General features: G+C 74.0%; 20 protein-coding genes and 1 tRNA gene. 6 read left to right on the top strand and 15 right to left on the bottom strand.

Annotation, left to right across the window (positions count from 1 at the left end; all coding sequences use genetic code 11):
- Position 1: 1 nt before the first annotated feature.
- Entirely contained in the window at positions 2-871 is an 870-nt protein-coding gene (locus ACFYU0_RS15750; RefSeq protein WP_351668361.1) for a Cof-type HAD-IIB family hydrolase, read from the bottom strand.
- A 161-nt stretch (positions 872-1,032) separates the two neighbouring features.
- Here ACFYU0_RS15750 and ACFYU0_RS15745 point away from each other — a divergent pair, with 161 nt between their 5' ends.
- From ACFYU0_RS15745 to ACFYU0_RS15720, 6 genes are all read left to right on the top strand, one after another.
- On the top strand, positions 1,033-1,842 hold the full coding sequence (locus ACFYU0_RS15745; RefSeq protein ID WP_389301308.1) for an SAM-dependent methyltransferase: 810 nt from the start codon (positions 1,033-1,035) through the stop codon (positions 1,840-1,842).
- A gap of 75 nt (positions 1,843-1,917) precedes the next feature.
- On the top strand, positions 1,918-3,321 hold the full coding sequence (locus ACFYU0_RS15740; protein ID WP_389301305.1) for a glutamine synthetase family protein: 1,404 nt from the start codon (positions 1,918-1,920) through the stop codon (positions 3,319-3,321).
- Between the two features lie 2 nt (positions 3,322-3,323).
- A complete protein-coding gene (locus tag ACFYU0_RS15735; RefSeq protein WP_389301302.1) occupies positions 3,324-4,499 on the top strand; it encodes an amidohydrolase family protein in 1,176 nt (391 codons plus the stop codon).
- A 16-nt stretch (positions 4,500-4,515) separates the two neighbouring features.
- The gene (locus tag ACFYU0_RS15730) at positions 4,516-5,043 is read left to right on the top strand and encodes an NUDIX hydrolase family protein (RefSeq protein ID WP_351668418.1); all 528 of its coding nucleotides are present in this window, start codon (positions 4,516-4,518) and stop codon (positions 5,041-5,043) included.
- Positions 5,044-5,288: 245 nt separating this feature from the next.
- Positions 5,289-6,623: a GAF domain-containing SpoIIE family protein phosphatase gene (locus ACFYU0_RS15725; RefSeq protein ID WP_351668353.1), complete on the top strand. Its 1,335-nt coding sequence runs from the start codon at positions 5,289-5,291 to the stop codon at positions 6,621-6,623.
- Positions 6,624-6,714: 91 nt separating this feature from the next.
- Positions 6,715-7,887 (top strand): MASE1 domain-containing protein, encoded by a 1,173-nt coding sequence (locus ACFYU0_RS15720; RefSeq protein WP_389301298.1) that lies wholly within the window; start codon positions 6,715-6,717, stop codon positions 7,885-7,887.
- Between the two features lie 29 nt (positions 7,888-7,916).
- Here the strand turns inward: ACFYU0_RS15720 and ACFYU0_RS15715 are convergent.
- The 14 genes from ACFYU0_RS15715 to ACFYU0_RS15650 form a co-directional block, all read right to left on the bottom strand.
- A tRNA-Pro gene (locus tag ACFYU0_RS15715) sits at positions 7,917-7,993 on the bottom strand.
- 141 nt (positions 7,994-8,134) lie between these two features.
- On the bottom strand, positions 8,135-9,433 hold the full coding sequence (locus ACFYU0_RS15710; RefSeq protein WP_389301295.1) for an MFS transporter: 1,299 nt from the start codon (positions 9,431-9,433) through the stop codon (positions 8,135-8,137).
- Positions 9,434-9,539: 106 nt separating this feature from the next.
- Entirely contained in the window at positions 9,540-9,899 is a 360-nt protein-coding gene (locus ACFYU0_RS15705) for an MmcQ/YjbR family DNA-binding protein (protein ID WP_351668347.1), read from the bottom strand.
- Between the two features lie 30 nt (positions 9,900-9,929).
- Positions 9,930-10,460, bottom strand: a complete 531-nt coding sequence (locus tag ACFYU0_RS15700; protein ID WP_389301292.1) for a GNAT family N-acetyltransferase — start codon at positions 10,458-10,460, stop codon at positions 9,930-9,932.
- A complete protein-coding gene (locus ACFYU0_RS15695; RefSeq protein WP_389301289.1) occupies positions 10,457-11,029 on the bottom strand; it encodes a helix-turn-helix domain-containing protein in 573 nt (190 codons plus the stop codon). The genes ACFYU0_RS15700 and ACFYU0_RS15695 overlap by 4 nt, the downstream gene beginning before the upstream one ends.
- A 35-nt stretch (positions 11,030-11,064) precedes the next feature.
- Positions 11,065-11,976 carry a LysR family transcriptional regulator gene (locus ACFYU0_RS15690; protein ID WP_351668341.1) on the bottom strand — a complete coding sequence of 304 codons (912 nt, stop codon included), beginning with the start codon at positions 11,974-11,976 and terminating at the stop codon, positions 11,065-11,067.
- 31 nt (positions 11,977-12,007) lie between these two features.
- Positions 12,008-13,201 (bottom strand): glycine C-acetyltransferase, encoded by a 1,194-nt coding sequence (locus tag ACFYU0_RS15685; protein WP_389301286.1) that lies wholly within the window; start codon positions 13,199-13,201, stop codon positions 12,008-12,010.
- A gap of 36 nt (positions 13,202-13,237) precedes the next feature.
- Entirely contained in the window at positions 13,238-14,266 is a 1,029-nt protein-coding gene (tdh, locus tag ACFYU0_RS15680) for an L-threonine 3-dehydrogenase (protein WP_389301283.1), read from the bottom strand.
- Positions 14,267-14,466: 200 nt separating this feature from the next.
- Complete coding sequence (locus ACFYU0_RS15675; protein ID WP_389301280.1) at positions 14,467-15,042, bottom strand: GAF domain-containing protein; 576 nt, start codon at positions 15,040-15,042, stop codon at positions 14,467-14,469.
- 61 nt (positions 15,043-15,103) lie between these two features.
- Complete coding sequence (locus ACFYU0_RS15670; RefSeq protein ID WP_351668333.1) at positions 15,104-15,703, bottom strand: ATP/GTP-binding protein; 600 nt, start codon at positions 15,701-15,703, stop codon at positions 15,104-15,106.
- A complete protein-coding gene (locus ACFYU0_RS15665; RefSeq protein WP_351668331.1) occupies positions 15,681-16,052 on the bottom strand; it encodes a DUF742 domain-containing protein in 372 nt (123 codons plus the stop codon). Before ACFYU0_RS15665 ends, ACFYU0_RS15670 begins: the two co-directional genes overlap by 23 nt.
- Before the next feature lie 2 nt (positions 16,053-16,054).
- Positions 16,055-16,489, bottom strand: a complete 435-nt coding sequence (locus tag ACFYU0_RS15660) for a roadblock/LC7 domain-containing protein (RefSeq protein WP_351668329.1) — start codon at positions 16,487-16,489, stop codon at positions 16,055-16,057.
- Between the two features lie 98 nt (positions 16,490-16,587).
- Positions 16,588-18,564 (bottom strand): sensor histidine kinase, encoded by a 1,977-nt coding sequence (locus tag ACFYU0_RS15655; RefSeq protein WP_389301276.1) that lies wholly within the window; start codon positions 18,562-18,564, stop codon positions 16,588-16,590.
- 382 nt (positions 18,565-18,946) lie between these two features.
- Positions 18,947-20,383 (bottom strand): polysaccharide pyruvyl transferase family protein, encoded by a 1,437-nt coding sequence (locus tag ACFYU0_RS15650; protein WP_389301273.1) that lies wholly within the window; start codon positions 20,381-20,383, stop codon positions 18,947-18,949.
- Positions 20,384-20,461: the final 78 nt, after the last annotated feature.

The raw sequence follows: 20,461 nt of genomic DNA, 5'->3' as shown, positions 1-20,461 counted from the left end.
CTCAGGCCCGCTGCAGCGGTATCCCGATCACCTCGGAGATGGTCCGCAGCACCCCGTTGTCGTTGTTGGCCGGGGCGAGCAGCCGCGCCCTGCGGACGACCTCCGGGTGGGCGTTGGCCATCGCGAAGGACCACTCGGCGGCGTCCAGCATCTCCAGGTCGTTGAGGTAGTCCCCGAACACCATCGTCTGCGCCGGGGTGATGCCGAGGGCGCGCTGCAGGCCGCGCAGGGCGGCGCCCTTGTTGGCGGTGCGGTTCATGACGTCGACCCAGTGCTCGCCGGAGACGACGACCTGGTGGGTGGCGGCGAACGCCTCCAGGGCCGGGGCGGTGCTGTGCTCGGCCGGGCCGAAGTCGAACAGCGCGACCTTGATCACCTCGTCCTCGACGGCGGTGACGTCCTCGACCACGCGGTGCTCGACGTAGTACTTGCGCACCTCGGCGAGGAACGCCTCGTCGGACCGCTCGACGTACGCCGACCGCTTGCCGCAGACGACGGCGCCCACGTCGACCCCGTCCGCGGCGAGCCGCCGTACCGTGCGGGCGACGTCCGCCGCGACGGACGGCTCCAGCGGGTCGGAGCTGAGCTCCACGCCGTCGCGGACGACGTACGTGCCGTTCTCCGCGATGAACACCATCCCCTCGGCGACGTCCGCGAACTCCCGGGCCAGCGTGGCGTACTGGCGGCCGCTCGCCGGGCTGAACAGCACACCTCGGCGGCGCAGTTCGGCGAGCATCGGCCACAGGCCGTCGGGGACGCGCTTGGCGTCGTCCAGCAGCGTGCCGTCCATGTCGGTGACGACGAGCCGGATGTCGGCGGGGCCGGTGACGGGTGCGGGGACGTCGGCGAGGGACGCGGGCGTGGCGTGCATGTCCTGCTTCCGGATCGGGGAGGGGTACCGGGTCCAGTGTTGCTCATGCGCCGCGGGACACCGGAGGGTGCCCGTCCGGTCACCGTCCGGCGTTCCCGGGACAGCGCGATCAAGGAGCGGCACAATGGCGGCGGGCAACCGCATGTGAGAGGGGCGGATACGTGAGCGAGGGGCACTCCCCCACCGCCGGACCGACGAGGCTGAACACCTCCGTGGCGCACAACGCGCGGGTCTGGAACTACTGGATCGGCGGCAAGGACAACTACGAGGTCGACCAGCGGGTCGGCGAGCACGTCGCCGGGATGTTCCCGGTGATCCGGGCGGTGGCCCGGGCCGACCGCGACTTCCTCGGCCGGGCGGTGCGGCACCTGGCCGCCGAGCGCGGGGTGCGCCAGTTCCTCGACGTCGGCACGGGCCTGCCGACGGTGGACAACACCCACGAGATCGCGCAGCGCGTCGCGCCGGACTCCCGCATCGTGTACGTCGACAACGACCCGATCGTCCTGGTGCACGCCCGGTCGCTGCTCACCAGCTCCCCCGAGGGCGTCACCGACTACATCGACGCCGATGTGCACGATCCCGAGGCCATCGTGCGGGGCGCGGCCGCGACCCTGGACATGGACCGGCCCATCGCGGTCATGATGCTGGGCATCCTCAACTTCGTCCTGGACGTGGACGAGGCCCGGGACATCGTGCGGCGCATCATGGCGGCGGTGCCCTCCGGCAGCTACCTGGTGCTCACCCACCCCACCTACGACGCCGAGGTCGGCGGCGAGGGCAACATCGCCGCGATGGAGTTCTGGAACGCCAACGCCACCCCGCCGATCGTCGCGCGCGACCGCGCCGGGATCGCCGCCTTCCTCGACGGCCTGGAGCTGATCGAGCCGGGCCTGGTGCCGTGCTCGCAGTGGCGCGCCGAACCCGACGCCGCCGCGGTACCGCAGTTCGGCGCGGTGGCCGTGAAACCCTGAGCGGACCCGCGGACCGGAGCCGAGCCCGGCCCCGCCGCCCCGGCCGGCCGGGGCCGAGCCCGTCGAGGAGGACGTATGACCACCCTTGCCGACCCGGTGCCCGGCGGCCGGCCCGGCGACCTGGAGCGGGTCGCCGCGCTCACCTCCGAACTGACCGCGCGGGGTGTGCACGGCATCGTCCTCGCGTACGTGGACACCGCGGGCGTCACCCGGGTGAAGACGATCCCGACGGCCCGGCTGGAGGCGGCCGCGGCCTGGGGGATCGGCATGTCGCCGGTCTTCGACACGTTCCTGGCCGACGACTCGATCGTCACCACCGACGTCCTCGGCTCCCCCGACGGCGACCTGCGGCTCTACCCCGACCTCGACCGGCTGGTGGTGCTGGCCGGCCAGCCGGGCTGGGCCTGGGCGCCCGTGGACCGGATCACCCAGGAGGGCGAGCCCCACCCCGGCTGCTCCCGCACCTTCCTGCGCCGGACCGTCGCGCGCGCCGCCGAGGACCACGGCCTCGCCTTCCGGGCGGCCGTCGAGGTCGAGTGGGCCTTCGGGCTCGACGACGCGCCCGAGGCGGAGTTCGTCCCGGCGGTGGCCGGCCCGGCGTACGGCGCCGTCCGGCAGGTCGGGCTGAGCGACTGCACCGCCGACCTGTACGCGGCGCTCGCGGCCCAGGGCGTGGACGTCGACCAGATCCACCCCGAGTACGCGGCCGGGCAGTTCGAGGTCTCGGTGGGCGCGCTGGACCCGGTGGCCGCCGCCGACCGCAGCGTCCTGGTGCGCCAGACGATCCGGGCGGTGGCGCGGCGGCACGGCCTGCGGGTGTCCTTCTCGCCCGCCGTCCTGGCCGAGGGCGTCGGCAACGGCGGCCATCTGCACCTGTCCTGCTGGCGCGACGGGGTGAACCTGCACGCCGGCGGCGAAGGCCGGTACGGCATGACGGCCGGGGCGGAGTCCTTCGCGGCCGGCGTGCTCGCGCACCTGCCCGCGCTGACGGCGGTGACCGCGCCCAGCCCGGCCAGCTACCTGCGGCTCAGACCCTCCCAGTGGGCGGGGGTCTTCGCCGCGTGGGGCCGGGAGACGCGCGAGGCCGCGCTGCGGATGGTCACCGGCACGACCGGCCGCCGGGACCGGGAGGCGAACATGGAGGTCAAGCCGGTCGATCTGGCCGCCAACCCGTATCTCGCGTTCGGCTGCGTGATCGCCGCCGGGCTGGACGGCCTGACGGAGTCCAGGACGCTGCCGGAGGAGATCACCGGCGACCCGGCACGGTACGGGCCGGACGAGGCGGCGGCCCTCGGGGTACGGCGGCTGCCGGTGTCGCTGCCGGAGGCCGTGGAGGAGTTCCGGGCCGACGGGGTGCTGCGGGCCGCGCTGGGCCCGGTCCTGGCGGACGCGGTGACCGCCGTACGGCTCGGGGAGGCGGCCGCGGTGGACGGCCTGGACGACGCGGGCGTCGCGGCGGCCTACCGCTGGAGGTACTGACCGTGGCCGCGTCCGGGCCGGTCCACGAGGCCCTCGCCGCCCTGCCGCTGGTGGACCACCACTGCCACGGCGCCGTCACGGCGGACCTCGCGCCCGCCGGGTTCGAGTCGCTGCTCACCGAGGGCGACGTCCGGCCCGGCGCCTCCGCCTTCGACACCCCGGCCGGCGTGGCGGTGCGCCGCCACTGCGCGCCCCTGCTGGACCTGCCCCGGCACGCGGCCCCCGACGAGTACCTGGCCCGGCGCCGCGAGCTGGGCTGGCGCGAGGTCAACCGCCGCTTCCTGACCGCCGCGGGGGCCGAGGCGTTCTGCGTCGACACCGGCTACACGCCGCACCCCCTCACCTCCCCCGCCGAACTGGCCGAGGCCGCCGGCGCCACCGCGTACGAGGTGGTACGGCTCGAACGGGTCGCCGAGGAGGTGGCGGCCGGCGGCGTCCCGGCCGCCGGTTACGCCGGCGCCTTCCGGTCGGCCGCCGAGGAGGCCGTACGCCGGCCCGCGGTGATCGCCGTGAAGTCGGTGGCCGCCTACCGCACCGGCTTCGCCCTCGCCCCGGAGCGTCCCGCGGACGGCGAGGTGACCCGGGCGGCCGGACGGTGGCTCGCGCGCGGCGGGCGCCTCGACGACCCGGTCCTCGTACGGCACCTGCTGTGGACCGCGGCCGACCTGGGCCTGCCGCTGCAGCTGCACACCGGCTTCGGCGACGCGGACCTGCGACTGCACCACGCCGATCCCGTCCTGCTCACCGACTGGCTGCGGCTGACCGCCGGGGCGGTCCCGGTGCTGCTGCTGCACTGCTGGCCGTATCACCGCCAGGCGTCCTACCTGTCGGCGGTGTTCGAGCAGGTGTACCTGGACGTCGGCCTCGCCCTGCACCACACCGGCCCGGCCCGCTGCCGGGCGGTGCTGGAGGAGGCGCTGGAGATCACCCCGTTCCGCAAGATGCTGTACAGCTCCGACGCCTTCGGGGTGGCCGAGTTCCACCACCTGGGCGCCCTGTCCTTCCGGCACGCGCTGGGCGCACTGCTCCAGGACCGGGTGGACGCCGACGAGCTGAGCCTGCCCGACGCCCTGCGCATCGCGGCCTGGACGGGCCGCGACAACGCCCGCCGACTGTACGCACTGCCCCCGAACGAACCGGCACGCGACCGCAGCGTGCGCCCCACCCGGAAAGTATGATCAAGCAATGTCTGACATGACCGAAACCACGCCCGGCTGGCTCACCTCGGACGAGCTGGAGATGGCCAGGGCCCGGATGCCGATCCTCTACGTCGAGGCCGTACCCGTGCGCGTGGACGACAGCGGCGAGGTCACGAGCATCGGACTGCTGCTGCGCATCGGCCCGGACGGAACGGTGAGCCGCACCCTGGTGTCCGGCCGTGTCCTGCACCACGAGCGGGTGCGGGACGCCCTGCTGCGCCATCTGGAGAAGGACCTCGGCCCGGTCGCACTGCCCAGGGTGCCGGCCTCCCTGCAGCCGTTCACGGTCGCGGAGTACTTCCCGACGGCCGGCATCACGCCGTACCACGACCCGCGCCAGCACGCCGTGTCGCTGGCGTACGTGGTGCCGGTGACCGGCGACTGCCGCCCCCGGCAGGACGCCCTCGACCTGGTCTGGTTCAGCCCGCAGGAGGCCGCGTCGGCGGCTTTGCAGGGCGAGATGCCGGGCGGGCACGGCGTGCTGCTGAAGCAGGCCCTCGCCCACGTGGGGCTGGTGTCCTGACGCCGTCGGCGGATGCCGCGTCCGGCCGCGGCACCCGGGCCCGCGCCCGCTGAGGCGCGAGGCCGCCGGTGCCGCGGCTGAGGCGCGCGGCCTCGGGATGCCACAATCGAAGGACGACACAGCCGCCACGGGGGATCGTGTCAGGAGGCCGGCATGCACCGCTGCGCCCAGGGGCTGTCCGAACCGGTCCGCCGTGACCGCCGGGCGCGCGCCGGGACGGGACACCGGACGACCGGGCGCGCGTGATGGCCGGGAACCGGGAGAGCCGGCACCCGAGGCATCCGACCCTGCCCGACCTGCACTCGCGCCTGCGGTCGGAGCTGGGCCGGATCGACGAGCAGCTGCGCGGGCTGCTGTCCACCATGGACCGGCTGCAGGGCCTGCTGGACGCGGTGGTGGCCATCAGCCGCGAGGTGGAACTGCCCGCCGTGCTGCACCGCATCGTGACCACCGCCATGGAGCTGGTCGGCGTCCGCTACGGGGCCCTGGGCGTCCTCAACAGGTCCGGTGAGGGCCTGGAGCAGTTCATCACCGAGGGTCTGTCCGAGCCGGAGCGCCGCGCTCTGCGGGACTCCGGCCTGCCGCGCGGCCTGGGCGTGCTCGGCCATCTGATCCGCTACCCCGAGCCGCTGCGGGTGGACGACATCCCCGCCCACCCGTCCTCGGTCGGCTTCCCGTCCGGCCACCCGCCCATGCGGACGCTGCTGGGCGTCGCCATCAGCGTCCGCGGCGAGATCTACGGCGACCTGTACCTCTCCGAGCGGCTCGACGGGCGGCCCTTCGACAAGCACGACGAGAACGTCGTCGTCGCCCTGGCCAGCGCCGCCGGCATCGCGATCGAGAACGTCCGCCTCTTCGAACGGATCCGCATCAACGCCGAGCAGTTCCAGCGGCTGCTGCTGCCCTCCCTCCCCGATCTGCGGCCCTTCACGGCCGCCGCCATCTACCGGCCCGCCGCGGAGCCCAGTCAGCTCGGCGGGGACTGGTACGACGCCGTCCAGCTGCCGGACGGCGTCGTGGCCGTGGTCATCGGCGACGTGGTCGGGCACGACCTGCACGCGGCGGCCGCCATGGCCTCCACCCGCAACATGCTGCGCGCCCTGCTGTTCGACCACCGCAATCCGCCCGGGGCGGTCCTCAACCAGCTCGACCGGACCCTGGAGGCGATCACCGACAACCCGGTCACGACCACCACGCTGGCCCGCATCGAACCGGAGGGCACCGGCTGGCGGCTGCGCTGGAGCACCGCCGGCCACGTCCCGCCGCTGCTGATCGCCCCGGAGCACCGGGCGGAACTGCTGTTCTCCGAGCCCGGGCTGCCGCTCGGCGTGGACACCGGGCAGCCCCGCCCCGAGCACTCCCGTCTGCTGCCTCCGGCCGCCACGGTGGTCTTCTTCACGGACGGCCTCGTCGAGCATCCCGACCGTGCCATCGACGAGAGCCTGCGCGACCTGGCCGACCTCGCCGCCGCGCACAGCGCGTTGCCGCTGCCGGAGTTCGTCCAGGCGCTGGCGGACCACCACCCCAGCGACGGCCACGACGACATGGCCATCCTCGCGCTGCGCACCCCGCCCTCCTGACCAGCGGCTCCGCCGCTCACCGGGCTGCCGGGCGGATCGCGCGGATCGGACGGATGATGGCTTCGAGGCGATGGTGAGCGGAGGTCGCCCGATGACTGTGGCGTGGCGGGAACGGCTCCGGCGCGGTGGCACGGCCGCCCTGGAGATCTGTGTCCTCGCCGCGCTCTACTACGGCTCGGCCCGGCTCGGCCTGCTCCAGCAACTGGTGCGCGGCCAGGTCACCCCCGTGTGGCCGCCGAGCGGGATCGCGGTGGCTGCGCTGCTGATGCGCGGCCCGCGGGTCTGGCCCGGCATCACGCTCGGCGCGTTCCTGGTCAACATCACGCTGGGACCGTCGGTCCCGGCCGTGCTGGCCATCATGGCCGGGAACACCCTCGCTCCGCTGTGCTCCTACGCGCTGCTGCGCCGCACGGGCTTCCGCGAGGAGCTGGACCGGCTGCGGGACGCGCTGGTGCTGATCTTCCTGGGGGCGTTCACCGGGATGCTGGTCAGCTCGACGACGGGCAGCGCGGCCCTGGTGCTCTCCGGTGCGGTGAGCCCCGACCGGTTCTGGCCGACCTGGATGGTGTGGTGGACCGGCGACGCGACGGGCGTCCTGGTGGTCACGCCGGTCCTGCTGGTCCTGCGCAGGGCGCGCCGGCCGAGGATCGGTCAGCCGGCCCGGTGGGGGGAGGGGCTGCTGCTGGCGGGGGCCGCGATCGCCGTCGGGTTCCTGGAGGCCAGTCCCACGCCGCTGCTGTTCCTCGCCTTCCCGCTGCTGTTCTGGGCGGCCTTCCGCTTCCAGCTGACCGGGGCCGCCCCCTGCGCGCTGGTCGTGTCGACCTTCGCGATCATCGCGGCGGCGCGGAGAACGGGTCCGTTCGCCGGGCACGACCTGGTCAGCAACATGATCACTCTGCAGGCGTTCAACGGTTCCGCCGCCCTGACCGCGCTGCTGCTCGCCGCGTTCCTCGGCGAGCGCGCCCAGTCCCAGCGGGAGATCGAACAGGCCTGCGTACAACTGGCCGAGATGGTCTCCAAGATCACCGCCGGCGACCACCATCCCCTGCTGACCCGGGGGCCGGCCGCGACGCCCGGCATGGACGCCGGGAAGTCCGACGGAGACGTGTCGCCGGGCGGTGGGGAGGGCCGGAGCGCCGACGGGCACGCGGCGGTCGACGGGGAGACCGGGACGGCCGAGGGGGACGCCGGTGAAGGGGCCGGTGCGGGCGAGCCGCGGGCGGAAGAGCCCCGGACACGGCAACGGCCGTCCCCTCATCCCTGAGAAGACGGCCTCCGACCAACACGAGAAGCTGGTCGGGACGACAGGATTTGAACCTGCGACCCCTTGACCCCCAGTCAAGTGCGCTACCAAGCTGCGCCACGTCCCGGTGCCGTTTGACCTGGGGTTTCCCCGGTCGAAACGCGCAGGGAAACAATACCGCACTCGGGTCGGTGGTCGCGCATCCATTACCGGCGGCCGCGGGCGGCGCCCCCGTCGGAAGGGGCCGCGGGGCGACCGTCGGGGCGGCTCAGTGCGGGGTCCCGGCCTCGGCCCGGGTGAGGCCGCGTATCGCCGGGACGGCGAGCAGCGCCGCGGCCACCAGCAGGCTCACCCCGGCCGCGACCAGCAGGACCCGGCCGGCGCCCAGGGCGGCGGCCGCCGGCCCCGCGAGAGCCTGGCCGACGGGCATCATCGCGAGGGAGCCGGCCACGTCGTAGGCGTGGATGCGGTTGAGGACGTCGCCTGGCACCTGGGTCTGCACGGTGGTCGCCCACATCACGCCCCAGAAGGACAGCCCGGCCCCGGCCACCGCCGCGCCCACCGCCATGGCCGGCACGCCGAGGCCGGCGCCGACGGCGGCCGGGAAGCCGAAGAAGGCGAACAGGGCGAGCGACCCGGCGCGCAGCATGCGACGCGGCCGCAGCCGGAGGGCCAGCAGGCCGCCGGCGACGGTGCCCGCGCCGAGGGCCGAGTTGATCAGACCGTAGGCGCGCGGGCCGTGCCCCTGCACGACCTCGGCGGCCACCAGCGGGACGGTCGGACCCCAGGTGGCGATCATGTACACGCCCCAGATGACGATCACGCCCCACAGCCAGGTGCGGGACCGGAACTCCCGCCAGCCCTCGGCCAGATCGGCCACGAAGGCGCGCGGGCCGGGCCCGGCGGCGCGGGCGCCCCCAGGCAGCGGGGGCAGCCGCAGCAGCAGGAGGCACAGGGCGCTGACGGCGTAGGTGGCGGCGTGCGCGACGAAGACGCCGCCGGGCGAGGCGAAGCCGACCAGGAGGCCGGCGGCGGCCGGTCCGGCGAGCTGGGCCACCGACTCGGCGACGCGGATCGCGCCGTTCGCCCCCTGGACGTCGGGGGCGAGGCGGGGCACGGTGCTGGCCACACCCGGCTGGAAGACGGCCGCGGCCACCCCGCCCACGATCCCGATGGCGCAGATCTGCCACAGGACCACGTGCCCGGAGAAGAACAGGACGGCGGCGAGGGACTGGGTGACGAGCCGGACCAGGTCGGCGCCGATCATCAGCCGCCGGGTGCTGAACCGGTCGGCCATCACCCCGCCGAAGACGACGAGCCCCGCGAAGGCGGCGGACGCGGAGGCCATGGCGAGACCGACCGCGCCGGCGCCGTACCCCTGGCGCAGCAGGCCGGCGGCGAGAGCGACGGGCAGCATGGTGTCGCCGAGCCGGGCGACGGCCCGGGCCACGAAGAACAGCGCGAAGTCCCGCGACCAGACGGCGGGTCCCTCGGCGCCGGACCGGCGTCCCCGCCCCGTCCGTCCCGTGCTCGCGACGTCGTCGTGCCGTGCCCGCGTACCGGTCATCCCGCGTACTCCCCTCCCGGTGGTCCCCCGCCGCCCCGCCTCGTGCGCCGCGCGGGATCATGCCACGCCGCCGCGGTGCCCGCCGAGCCGTTTTCGGGTGCCCGTCTCAGGGGGCGCCGGACGCGCCCAACCCGGGGTGGGCGTCGAGGAGTCGGGGCGGGGCGGCCTGGCGCCAGGAGTCGGCGAGGATGTCGCGCAGCTCCGCCTCGTCGTCCAGCGCCGCGAGTCTCGCCCGCACCCAGGCGAACTGGGCCTCGTGGCCGGCGATCCAGAACTTCTCAGGTTCGGCCAGCACCAGTTCGTCGCGCTCCTCCTTGGGGCAGCGCACGGCGATGGACGTCTCGTCCTCGGGGAGGGTCGCGAACATCTTCCCGGCCACCCGGAAGGTGGGCATGTTCCAGGCGGTCTTCTCCGTGGTGTCCGGCAGGGACAGGGCGATCCGTCGTACGTCTTCTGCGTCCGGCATGTCAGGAACGCTAGCCCCCGCCACTGACAGTCATCGGGCGGCCGGCCCGACCCGCTTGTAGTAGAGGGTGGTCGGGCGCAGTTCGCCGGACGGGCTCGCCGCGTAGTCGGGGATGGCGCCGGCCCGGGTCCAGCCGGCCGAGCGGTACAGGTGCTCGGCGGGGCTGCCGGTCTCGGTGTCGAGGTGCAGCAGGGTGATGCCGGCGGAGACGGCCGCCTGCTCGGCGGTGGCGAGAAGCCTGCGGCCGAGGCCCTGTCCGCGCGCCGAGCGGTGCACCATCAGCTTGACGAGTTCGGCGCGGTGGCGGCTGTTGGGCTTGTCGGGCAGGGCCAGGCCGACGGTGCCCGCCACCCGGTCGGCGCCGTCCACGGCCACCCACACCGCCAGCCGTCCGGCCGCCACCGCCTCGGCCCGCTCCCGCCACCAGCCGGCCGCCTCGGCCGGCCCGAGCGGGGCGAGGAACCCGACGGACGCTCCCCCGGCCACGGTGTCGGCCAGCAGGCCGGCCAGCTCCTGGCATCGCTCGCGCACCTGGGCGCCGTTCCAGCGCAGCACCGTCATGGCCGCACCACCGCGAGCGCGTACCGCGCGGCGCCGGGTCCGGGGCAGCGGAACCGCGTCGGGCCGAAGACCCGCATCCGCAGGCAGTCCCCGGTGCCGAGGGTGTGCACATCGCCCTCGACGGTCACCTCCAGCGCGCCGTCGAGGACCCACAGGTGCTGTTCGAGGCCCGGCACCGGCGGGCGGTCGTAGGCGATGTCCGCGCCCGGGGCCAGGGTGCCCTCGACCAGTTCCCCGCGCAGGCCGGCGTGCGGCGGGGAGACGGACCGCCGTACGAAGCCGGCCGCCGGGTCCTGCCAGACCTGCTGGTCGGCCGCCCGGACCAGCGGGGCCGGCTCCGCCTCGACCTCGCTGAGCAGCTGGGACATGGTGCGTCCGTAGACGTGGCAGAGGCGGTTGAGCAGGGAGGCGGTGGCGCTGATCTCGGCGCGTTCGGCGCGGGACAGGGTGGACCTGCTCACCCCGCTGCGTTCGGCCAGCTCGCCCAGGGACCAGCCGTGCCCGGCGCGGAGTTCGGCCAGCCGGGAGCCGATCCGGGCGTCCATGGGGTCCGGCGCTTGGGTTCTCATATCCGGGACGCTATCCCGGATATGAGACGGGCGCGTTACGGAAGGCTCACGCCCGCCGCCCGCCCCAGGGCGTCCAGCACCGGGCGGATCAGCGGATGCTCCTCGGCGCCCCGGCGGACCGCGGCGAAGACGCGGCGGGTGGGGGCCACCCCGTCCACCGGGCGGACGACGACACCCGCGAGGTCCATGCCGCGCAGCGCGGAGCGGGGCACGAGGGCCACTCCCGCGTCGGCCGAGGCGAGGGCGACCACGGCGCGGAAGTCGTCCGAGGAGTGCTCCAGCCGGGGCAGGAATCCGGCGCTCTCGCAGGCCAGGACGACCACGTCGTGGCAGGGGTTGCCGGGGTACGGGCCGATCCACGGGTCCTTGGCCAGTTCGGCGAGGGGGACCTCGTCGGCGTCGGCGAGTCGGTGGCCGACGGGGACGACGGCGTCGAAGGGCTCGGCGTACAGCGCCATGTGGGTCAGCCGGGGGTCGTCGGCGGCCGGGGCGCCCCGGTACTCCACGGCGACGGCCACGTCCACCTGCCGGTCCAGCACCATCGGCAGGCTGGCGTCGCCCTCGGCGTCCTGGACCCGGATCCTTATGCCGGGCGCCGAGCAGGCCAGCCGGGCCACGGCGGGCGCCACCACCTCGGCGATGCCGGTGGCGAAGGCGGCCACGGTGACCGTGCCGGCCTCGCCCGAGCCGTACGCGGCCAGTTCCGCCTCGGCCCGCTCGAGCTGGGCGAGGACGGCGTTGGTGTGGCTGAGCAGGATCTCGCCGGCCGGGGTGAGCCGTACGCCCTTGGCGCCCCGCTCCACCAGCCGGTGGCCGGTCTCCTGCTCCAGCGCGGTCAGCTGCTGGGAGACGGCTGAGGGGGTGAGGTACAGCGCGGCGGCCGCCGCCGTCACCGTGCGGTGGTCGGCCACCGCACGGAGGATGTGGAGCCGCCGCGCTTCGATCATGGGGTCCATTATCGCCCCATGTCCGCGCTGGTCAGGCAGCCAGCTCGGCGCGGGCCGCGACGAACGCGTCGACCGCCCGGTTCACGTCCTCGGTGGAGTGCCCGGCGGACAGCTGGACGCGGATGCGGGCCTGGCCCTGCGGCACGACCGGGTAGGAGAAGCCGATCACGTACACCCCCCGCTCCAGCAGGAGTTCGGCCATCCGGGCGGCCTCGGCGGCGTCGCCGATCATGACGGGCGCGATGGCGTGGTCGCCGGGGAGGACGTCGAAGCCCTCCTCGGTCATCCGGCGCCTGAAGAGGGTGGTGTTCTCGGCGAGCCGGACGCGCAGGTCGTCGGCGGACTCCAGCAGGTCGAGGACCTTCAGGGAGGCGGCGGCGATCACCGGGGCCAGGGTGTTGGAGAACAGGTACGGACGCGAGCGCTGGCGCAGCAGGGCGACGATCTCGGCGCGGGCCGCGACATAGCCGCCGGACGCGCCGCCGAGCGCCTTGCCGAGGGTGCCGGTGATGATGTCCACGCGGTCCATGACGCCGTGCAGCTCGGGGGTGCCGCGGCCGGAGGGGCCGACGAAGCCGACGGCGTGCGAGTCGTCGACCATGACCATCGCGTCGTAGCGGTCGGCGAGGTCGCAGATCTCCGCGAGGGGCGCGAGGTAGCCGTCCATGGAGAAGACGCCGTCGGTGACGATCAGCTTGCGCCGGGCGTCGCCGGCGGCCTTGAGCTGCGTCTCCAGGTCGGCCAGGTCGCGGTTGGCGTAGCGGAACCGCTTGGCCTTGCTCAGGCGGATGCCGTCGATGATGGAGGCGTGGTTGAGGGCGTCGGAGATCACCGCGTCCTGCTCGCCCAGCAGGGTCTCGAAGACACCGCCGTTGGCGTCGAAGCAGGAGGAGTACAGGATCGTGTCCTCCTGGCCGAGGAAGGCCGAGAGGCGGGCCTCCAGCTGCTTGTGCACCTCCTGGGTGCCGCAGATGAAGCGGACCGAGGCCATGCCGTAGCCCCAGCGGTCGAGCGCCTCGTGGGCGGCGGCGACCACCTCGGGGTGGTCGGCGAGGCCGAGGTAGTTGTTGGCGCAGAAGTTGAGGACCTCGCCGGGGCGGCCGCCGGCGCTGACGTTGACGGTCGCGGACTGCGGGGTGTCGATGACCCGCTCCGGCTTGTGCAGACCGGCGGCGCGGATCTCGTCGAGGGTGGCGCGCAGGTCGTCGCGCACGGAGTCGAACATGGGAAAGCTCCTGAAGGTGCTTGCGGGAGAGGGGTTCTACGCGGTCCAGTCGAGGATGACCTTGCCGCCGGTGCCGCCGGCGGCGTCGGCGAAGGCGGCCTCGAAGTCGCGGTAGCCGTAGCGGCCGGTGATCACGGGGGCGAGGTCGAGGCCGCCCTCCAGCAGGACGGACATCGCGTACCAGGTCTCGAACATCTCGCGGCCGTAGATGCCCTTGATGGTGATCATCGAGGTGACGACGCGGGCCCAGTCGACGGGGAACTCCTCGGCGGGCAGGCCGAGCATGGCGATCCGGCCGCCGTGCGTCATGTTGGCGATCATGTCCCGCATGGCCTCGGGGCGGCCGGACATCTCCAGGCCGATGTCGAAGCCCTCCCGCAGCCCGAGCTCCCGCTGCCCGTCCGCGATGGTGGTGCCGGCGACGTTCAGGGCGAGGCTCACGCCGATCTTGCGGGCCAGCTCCAGGCGCTCCTCGCTGACGTCGGTGATGACGACGTTGCGGGCGCCGGCGTGCCGGGCCACCGCGGCGGCCATCAGGCCGATCGGGCCGGCTCCGGTGATCAGGACGTCCTCGCCGACCAGCGGGAACGACAGCGCGGTGTGCACGGCGTTGCCGAACGGGTCGAAGATCGCGGCGACGTCGAGGTCCACGGGGACGCGGTGCACCCAGACGTTGGACGCCGGCAGCGCGACGTACTCGGCGAACGCGCCGTCCCGGCCGACGCCGAGGCCGACGGTGGCGCGGCACAGGTGGCGGCGCCCGGCGAGGCAGTTGCGGCACTTGCCGCACACCAGGTGGCCCTCGCCGCTGACCCGGTCGCCGACCCGGATGTCGCTGACGTCCCGGCCGGTCTCCACGACCTGCCCGACGAACTCGTGACCCAGCACGAGCGGCGTGCTGATCGCCTGCTGCGCCCAGCCGTCCCAGGCCCGGATGTGCAGGTCGGTGCCGCAGATACCGGTCCGCATGACCTTGATCAGCACGTCACCGGGTCCGATGGCGGGCTCCGGGACGTCCGTCAGCCAGAGCCCGGGCTCCGCCTTCTCCTTGACCAGCGCCTTCAACGCTACGGCTCCTGTGGGTGAGGCCCGGCCGCGCGGGCATGCCGAAGAGGCCCGCACCGGGTCAGAGGGGTGGAATCACCCCGCAATCTGCCCTACGCGCGCGCCGGGGTCCATCGATCTTTTCTTAACCGCCGCCTCAGCTTTCCTTCACGCCCCCGCGCGCGGTCCGCGCCGCGCGCCCGGTCCGGCGGGGTCCGCGCTCAGAGCGGCAGCCCGTCCCGGGCCGATCCCTCCATGTGCGCGGCGAGTTCCGCGGCGAGCGACTTGATCGTCTCCAGGCCGCTCCGGCCCCAGACCCGCGGGCCCACGTCGGCGGCGCACACGGTGCCGAGGGCCATGCCGGAGCTGTCGAGGAGCGGGGCGCCGAGGTAGGAGCGGATGCCGTACTCGTCGACCACGGGGTTGCCCGCGAAGCGCGGGTAGTCGCGGACGTCCTCCAGGACCAGGGCCTTGCGCCGGACCACCACATGGGGGCAGAAGCCGTGGTCGCGCGGCAGGACGCGGCCGACCTCGGGCCTGCTGCCGTCCGCCCGGACCACGGGCGCGGTCGCCGGGGTGCGCAGGCCGGCGAAGAACTGGCGGTCCTCGCCGACGAAGTTGACCATGGCGTACGGCGCGCCGGTGAGCCGGGCGAGATGGTCCGCGAAGGCGTCGAGGGCGGGTTCGGGCCGCTCCCCCAGGCCGAGCCCGCGGAGTCTGGAGGCGCGGGCCGGGGCCTCCTTGTCCTCGGGCGTGAGCAGCAGACCCCGGACCGGCCGGGGCGGCTCGTAGCTCATGACCGGACTCCGGCGCTGTGGACGTACCTCATGGGGCGGCTCCGTTGGCGGGGTGGCTGGATCACATGTGGGCGCCGTGGCTCGGCGCGGGCGCCGGTGCGTGGGCGATGAGGTGGCGTACGAGGGTGAGCAGGGTCTGCACGCCGGAGCTGGAGATGCGGGCGTCGCAGGGGACGACGGGGATGCCGGGATCGAGGTCGAGGGCGGCGCGCACCTCTTCCGGGTCGTAGCGGTAGCCGCCGTCGAACTCGTTGACGGCGACGATGAACGCGAGGCCGCGCTCCTCGAAGAAGTCCACCGCCGCGAAGCACTCCTGCAGGCGGCGGGTGTCGGCGAGGATGACCGCGCCGAGCGCCCCTTCCGACAGCTCGTCCCACATGAACCAGAACCGCTCCTGCCCCGGCGTGCCGAACAGGTACAGCACGTGCCGCGGGTCGAGGGTGATCCGGCCGAAGTCCATGGCGACCGTCGTCTCGACCTTGTTCTCGATGCCGTCGAGGTTGTCGGTGGCGGCGCCGACGGTGGTGAGCAGCTCCTCGGTGCTGAGCGGGGCGATCTCGCTGACCGCTCCCACGAAGGTCGTCTTGCCGACCCCGAACCCGCCCGCCACCAGGATCTTGAGCGCGGTGGGGAACGGGTCAGAGCTGTCGTCGTAGTCCATCGAGCACTGCCTCCAGCAGAGACCGGTCAGTGGGTGTGTGGTGGAAGGCGGGGGGCTTGGTGGTCAGCGCCCCGCAGTCGACGAGGTCGGACAGCAGCACCTTGGTGACCACCGCGGGCAGTCTCAGGTGCGCGGCGACCTCCGCCACCGGCACGGGCGCGCGGCACACCTCGAGCGCCTGGGCGTGCTCGGGGCCGAGGTAGCCGAGCGGGGTGACGCCGGTGGACATCACCTGCGACATCAGGTCGAGGGCGATGCTGGGTTCGGTGCGGCCGTTGCTGACCGTGAACGGGCGCACCAGCCGTCCGGCGGCGTCGTCGAGCCACGGCCCGTCGCCGGCTGCGGCCACCCTCAAGGCCTCGTCGCCGTGGATTCGGCGGTGTACTGACGGGGCGCGGTCACCAGGTAGGGACGCACGCTCTTGACCAGCATCGCCATCTCGTACCCCAGCACGGCGGCGTCGGCCTCGCGGCCGGCCAGCACCGCGAGGCAGGTGCCGGAGCCGGCCGTGGTGACGAACAGCAGCGTCGAGTCGAGTTCGACGACGACCTGACGGACGTCGCCGCCGTCGCCGAACCGGATTCCCGCGCTGCGGCCGAGGGAGTACAGGCCGGAGGCCAGGGCCGCCATGTGGTCGGCGCTGTCGGGATCGAGGCCGTGCACGGACTTCACCAGTCCGTCGCAGGACAGGAGCACCGCGCTGGAGGTGTGCGGTACGCGCTGCACGAGGCCGCTCAGCAGCCAGTCGAGGTCGGATGCCTGGGCGGTCGGCGCATCGCTCGCCATGGTGGATCGACTCCTTGGGGTACGAAGACCAGCGGGAGCGCTGGATGTGGGGGTGCTGGGGGCGGGGTGGACGGGGCCGGTGGGTCCGCAGCGGGGGGTCATCCGGCCGGCGTGCTCCCGTCGGCGCGGCCGTCGTCGGCGGCGGGCGCGTACGCGTGCTGCCGCGCGGCGGGCCGCGGTTCCGGCTCCGGGTGCTCCTGCGCACCGGCCGCCTCGGCCAGTCCTATGCCGCGCTGGAAGGCGGCCATCAGCCCGGGGTCGTGGCCCGCGACGGTGTCGCCGTCCTGACGCGGGACCGGGCCGCCGCGCAACTGCGGGACGATGTGCTCCTGGGCGCGCCGGCGCGGCAGCCGGGGCTTGCCCATGGTGCCGCGTACGGCCGTGCCGCCGCGCGGGACGGGCAGGACGCCGGCGTGGGACTCGACCGCCGGCCGGTGCTCGGCCCCGATGCCCGGGGCGGCCTCGGCGGGGTTGGCCCGCTTCTCGCGCGCGGACCGCACGGGCAGCGGGGCCGGTGCCGCCTCGCCCGGCGCCGGTCCGCTCCGTCCCGTTCCGCTCGGAGCGGTGGCGTCGCCCGTCCCCTGCGTGCGCGTACCGCTGTTCCGCCCGGCCGGGACCGGCATCTCGCCGTCGCGCCGGGACCCGTTCTGCGCGTGCCGCCGCCTGCCGTCGGCGGGGGCCGGCAGCGCCGCGGCGGAACCAGCGCCGCCCGTGCCGACCTCGGTCCGCCCGGCGTCCGGCACCCCGGAACCGCCTGCGTGGGACGGCACGGCGTACGGGGTCTGGCCCGACGGCGCCGGCGACGGGCCGTGCGCCGCCGGGCCCTCCTGCCGGGACATCGCCGTGCCGGCGGCGGCCGGTACGGCCGGCGCCGTGCCCAGCAGCGCCTGGGGCACCACGAGTACGGCCTGCACACCGCCGTAGATGTTGGTCTGCAGGCGCACCGAGATGCCGTGCCTCCGGGCGAGCTGGGAGACGACGTAGAGGCCGATGCGGCCGTCGGCCAGCAGGCTGGCCACGTTGACCTGGTCGGGGTCGGCGAGCAGGGCGTTCATCCTGTCCTGCTCGCCGACGGGCATGCCGAGCCCGCGGTCCTCGACCTCCACGGCGAGTCCGGAGGTGACGAGGCTGGCGCGGAGCAGCACCTGGGTGTGCGGGGCGGAGAAGACGGTCGCGTTCTCCACGAGTTCGGCGAGCAGGTGGATGACGTCGGCCACGGCGTGCCCGCGCAGTTCGCCGTCGACGGGCGGGACCAGTCTGACCCGGGAGTACTGCTCGACCTCGGCGATGGCGGAGCGCAGCACCTCGGTCATGTCCACCGGGTTGCTCCACTGCCGCCGGGAGACGGCGCCGCCGAGCACGGCGAGGTTCTCGGCGTGCCGCCGGATCCGGGTGGCGAGGTGGTCGACGTGGAACAGGCCCTTGAGCAGGTCGGGGTCCTCGATCTCGTTCTCGAGGTCGTCGAGGATCGAGATCTCCCGGTGCACCAGGGACTGGAGCCGGCGGGCCAGGTTGACGAAGACCTCGAGCTTCTGCTCGCTGCCCGCCTGGCTGGAGAGCTGGGCGGCCTGCACGACGGCGGTGACGGCGCCGTCGTGCGCCCGGGCCAGGTCGGCGGCGAGGAGGTCGAAGTCGTCGGCGTCCGCGGGCGGCCGGCGGCCCGGCCCTCGCCCGGCCGGGGTCTCGCCCTGCCGCAACGCCTCGACGAGGGCGTGCAGTTCGGCCTCGCCACGGGCGGCGCCCCGGCGCAGTGCCTGGACCCGGTCGGCGACCGAGCGGGCGGCGCGGTCGGCGGCCACGGCGGCGATGAGGACGCCCGCGACGGTCACCGCGACCGCTCCGGCGAGCACGGCCCACAGGGTGGGGCCGGGGCGCGTGCCGGTGGAGCGCACGCTGAACAGGACGGCCGCGGTGGCGCTGAGGGCGACGGCTACGGGCGGAAGCACGGCGAGCCGCATGAGCTGGGGCCGTATGTGCGTCTCGGGCAGTGCGGGAGCGGGTCGGGCGACCGGCCTCCCGTGGCGGCCGCCCTCACGGCGGTCGGCACGGGCGGCCGGTGCACGGAGATGAGACATCTGCGTCCTCGTACTGGTCCGTCGGCCTGGTTCGCCCCAGGCCCTGCGTCGTGCGACGGACACTCACAGTAGTTGCCTGCGCATCACGTGCGGTGGGCAGTTGCCAAAGTCCCCCGGGCAGCGTCCCGCTCTGGTATGAGGCGTCGCACGACAGACCGATATCCGTGTGGGACTCCGGCGACAGATCCGCGCGCACTCGATCCACCCTGGTCAGAAGCGGTCGGAAAAAAGCAGCGGGGGCCGGTAGCACTGGTGTGCGTACCGGCCCCCGGCCGTTCGGAGCGCCCCGTCCGGCCTCCCCCGGCCCGGGTGCCCACGGGGCGGCGGCGCCGGCGCCCGGGCGGAGCCTCCGTCACCTTCCGTCACCCGCGGCGGGCCTGGGTCACTTCGGCGCGAGCCGCTTGACCAGGCGCCGCGCCGTGGTGGGCAGACGCCTCTTCGCCTGGGCCTCGAGCGCCCGGAGCCGCTTCTCGCTGGACTCGCGCTGCGCGGTGAGGGCCGCCTCGAGCTTCTTGATGTGGGCGGCCTGGGCGGAGGCCTTCTTCTCGGCCCTGGCGGCCTGCCGGGCGATCGCCTTGTTCTGCTCCCGGAGCAGCGTGATGCGGAAGAGCAGATCGTCCACGCTCTCCGCCTCTGAACGCCGGAACGGCTGGGGGAAATCCGCCGCCCGGACCTTCCGGTCGTATTCCTCGCCGGCGTCCCCGTGCTCGTAGGCGTTCCGCAGCCCGTTCCTCGTCATGAAGTCCAGCAGCCGCTGGAACCCCTCGGCGTAATGCGCGTCGAAGGCCGTGTAGTCGGTCTCGGCGTAGAGGCCCGCGACGTCGACGTCGGCGTCCAGCTCGGTGATGACCCGGTGCGGGATGTGGTGGTACCGGGACAGCTCGAGCGTCCGTGAGTCGTGGGCGAGGACGAACGCCGGGGTACCGGCGACCAGGGCGGCGATGTTGCCGTGGATACGCGTTCCGAGGGCGAAGTCGTAGCGGCTGAGGGCGTCCATCCAGCTGTGCGGCTCCAGCGGGACGCACACGTCGGCCGTGCGTATCAGCGGGTGCGAGCTGAGGTCGGGCATCGGCACGGACTGCCGGGCGGCGACCGCGGTGTCCCCCCAGTACAGCGTCTGGAGGTCGCGTCCCTCCTGAGCGAAGTAGGTGAGGCCGGGGTGCTGCTCCAGGACGGACTCGTTGACGGCCGAGGCGAGTTCGGCGTTCGCGAGCCGCAGCGCGGTGGACAGCGCGATCCGGGCCCCCTCGGGCAGCTCCTGTCCGCCCGGGTGCCCCATCCGGAAGCCGGGGCCGCGGAAGTAGACCGAGGGGCATCCGATGACGTCGACGTCGCGGAAGCCGAGTTCGCCGAGGTAGCGCTGGGTGAACTCGCCCCGGACGCCGATGGACGCCGAACGGTCCAGCACCGCCCCGACGAACCGCTTGACGGCCTCGTCGACGGGCTTCAGGAACGCGGTGTCGTAGTCGAGTTTGGCCTGCGCGCCGACTCCGAAGACGACGACGGGCACCTTCAGCCTGCCGATGAGGTTCGCCAGGATGTGCAGGTGCGGAACGAACTTCGATTTGAAGGCATTGGCCATCGGCAGGACGAAGACATCGCACTCGTCGTTGATGCGGTCCGCGTCCGCGACGGTCAGTTCGGCGAAGTGCGTGGTGTCGACCCGGATTTCCGCGCCCGGCACGGACATGTGCCGGTAAGCGGAATTGGTGTACATCAGATTGCCGACGTTGCCCCGAATGCTGTTGCGCACCAAAGTGCTCTCGATCGTGGGCACGTTGAACGGGTCGTTCCCCGCCTGCATGAGAATGCGCTTCACAGGCCGAGATCGTAACCGCGCACCACGCTTTACGGAATCCTTGCGCGTCCTTTTCCTCGTCGTGGCAGAGGTGGTCGC

The sequence above is a fragment of the Streptomyces sp. NPDC003720 genome, assembly GCF_042875075.1.
In the GTDB taxonomy this organism is placed as follows: Bacteria; Actinomycetota; Actinomycetes; order Streptomycetales; family Streptomycetaceae; genus Streptomyces.
The sequence above is the reverse complement of the archived record's forward strand: the minus strand, read 5'-3'. Positions and strand labels throughout refer to the sequence as shown.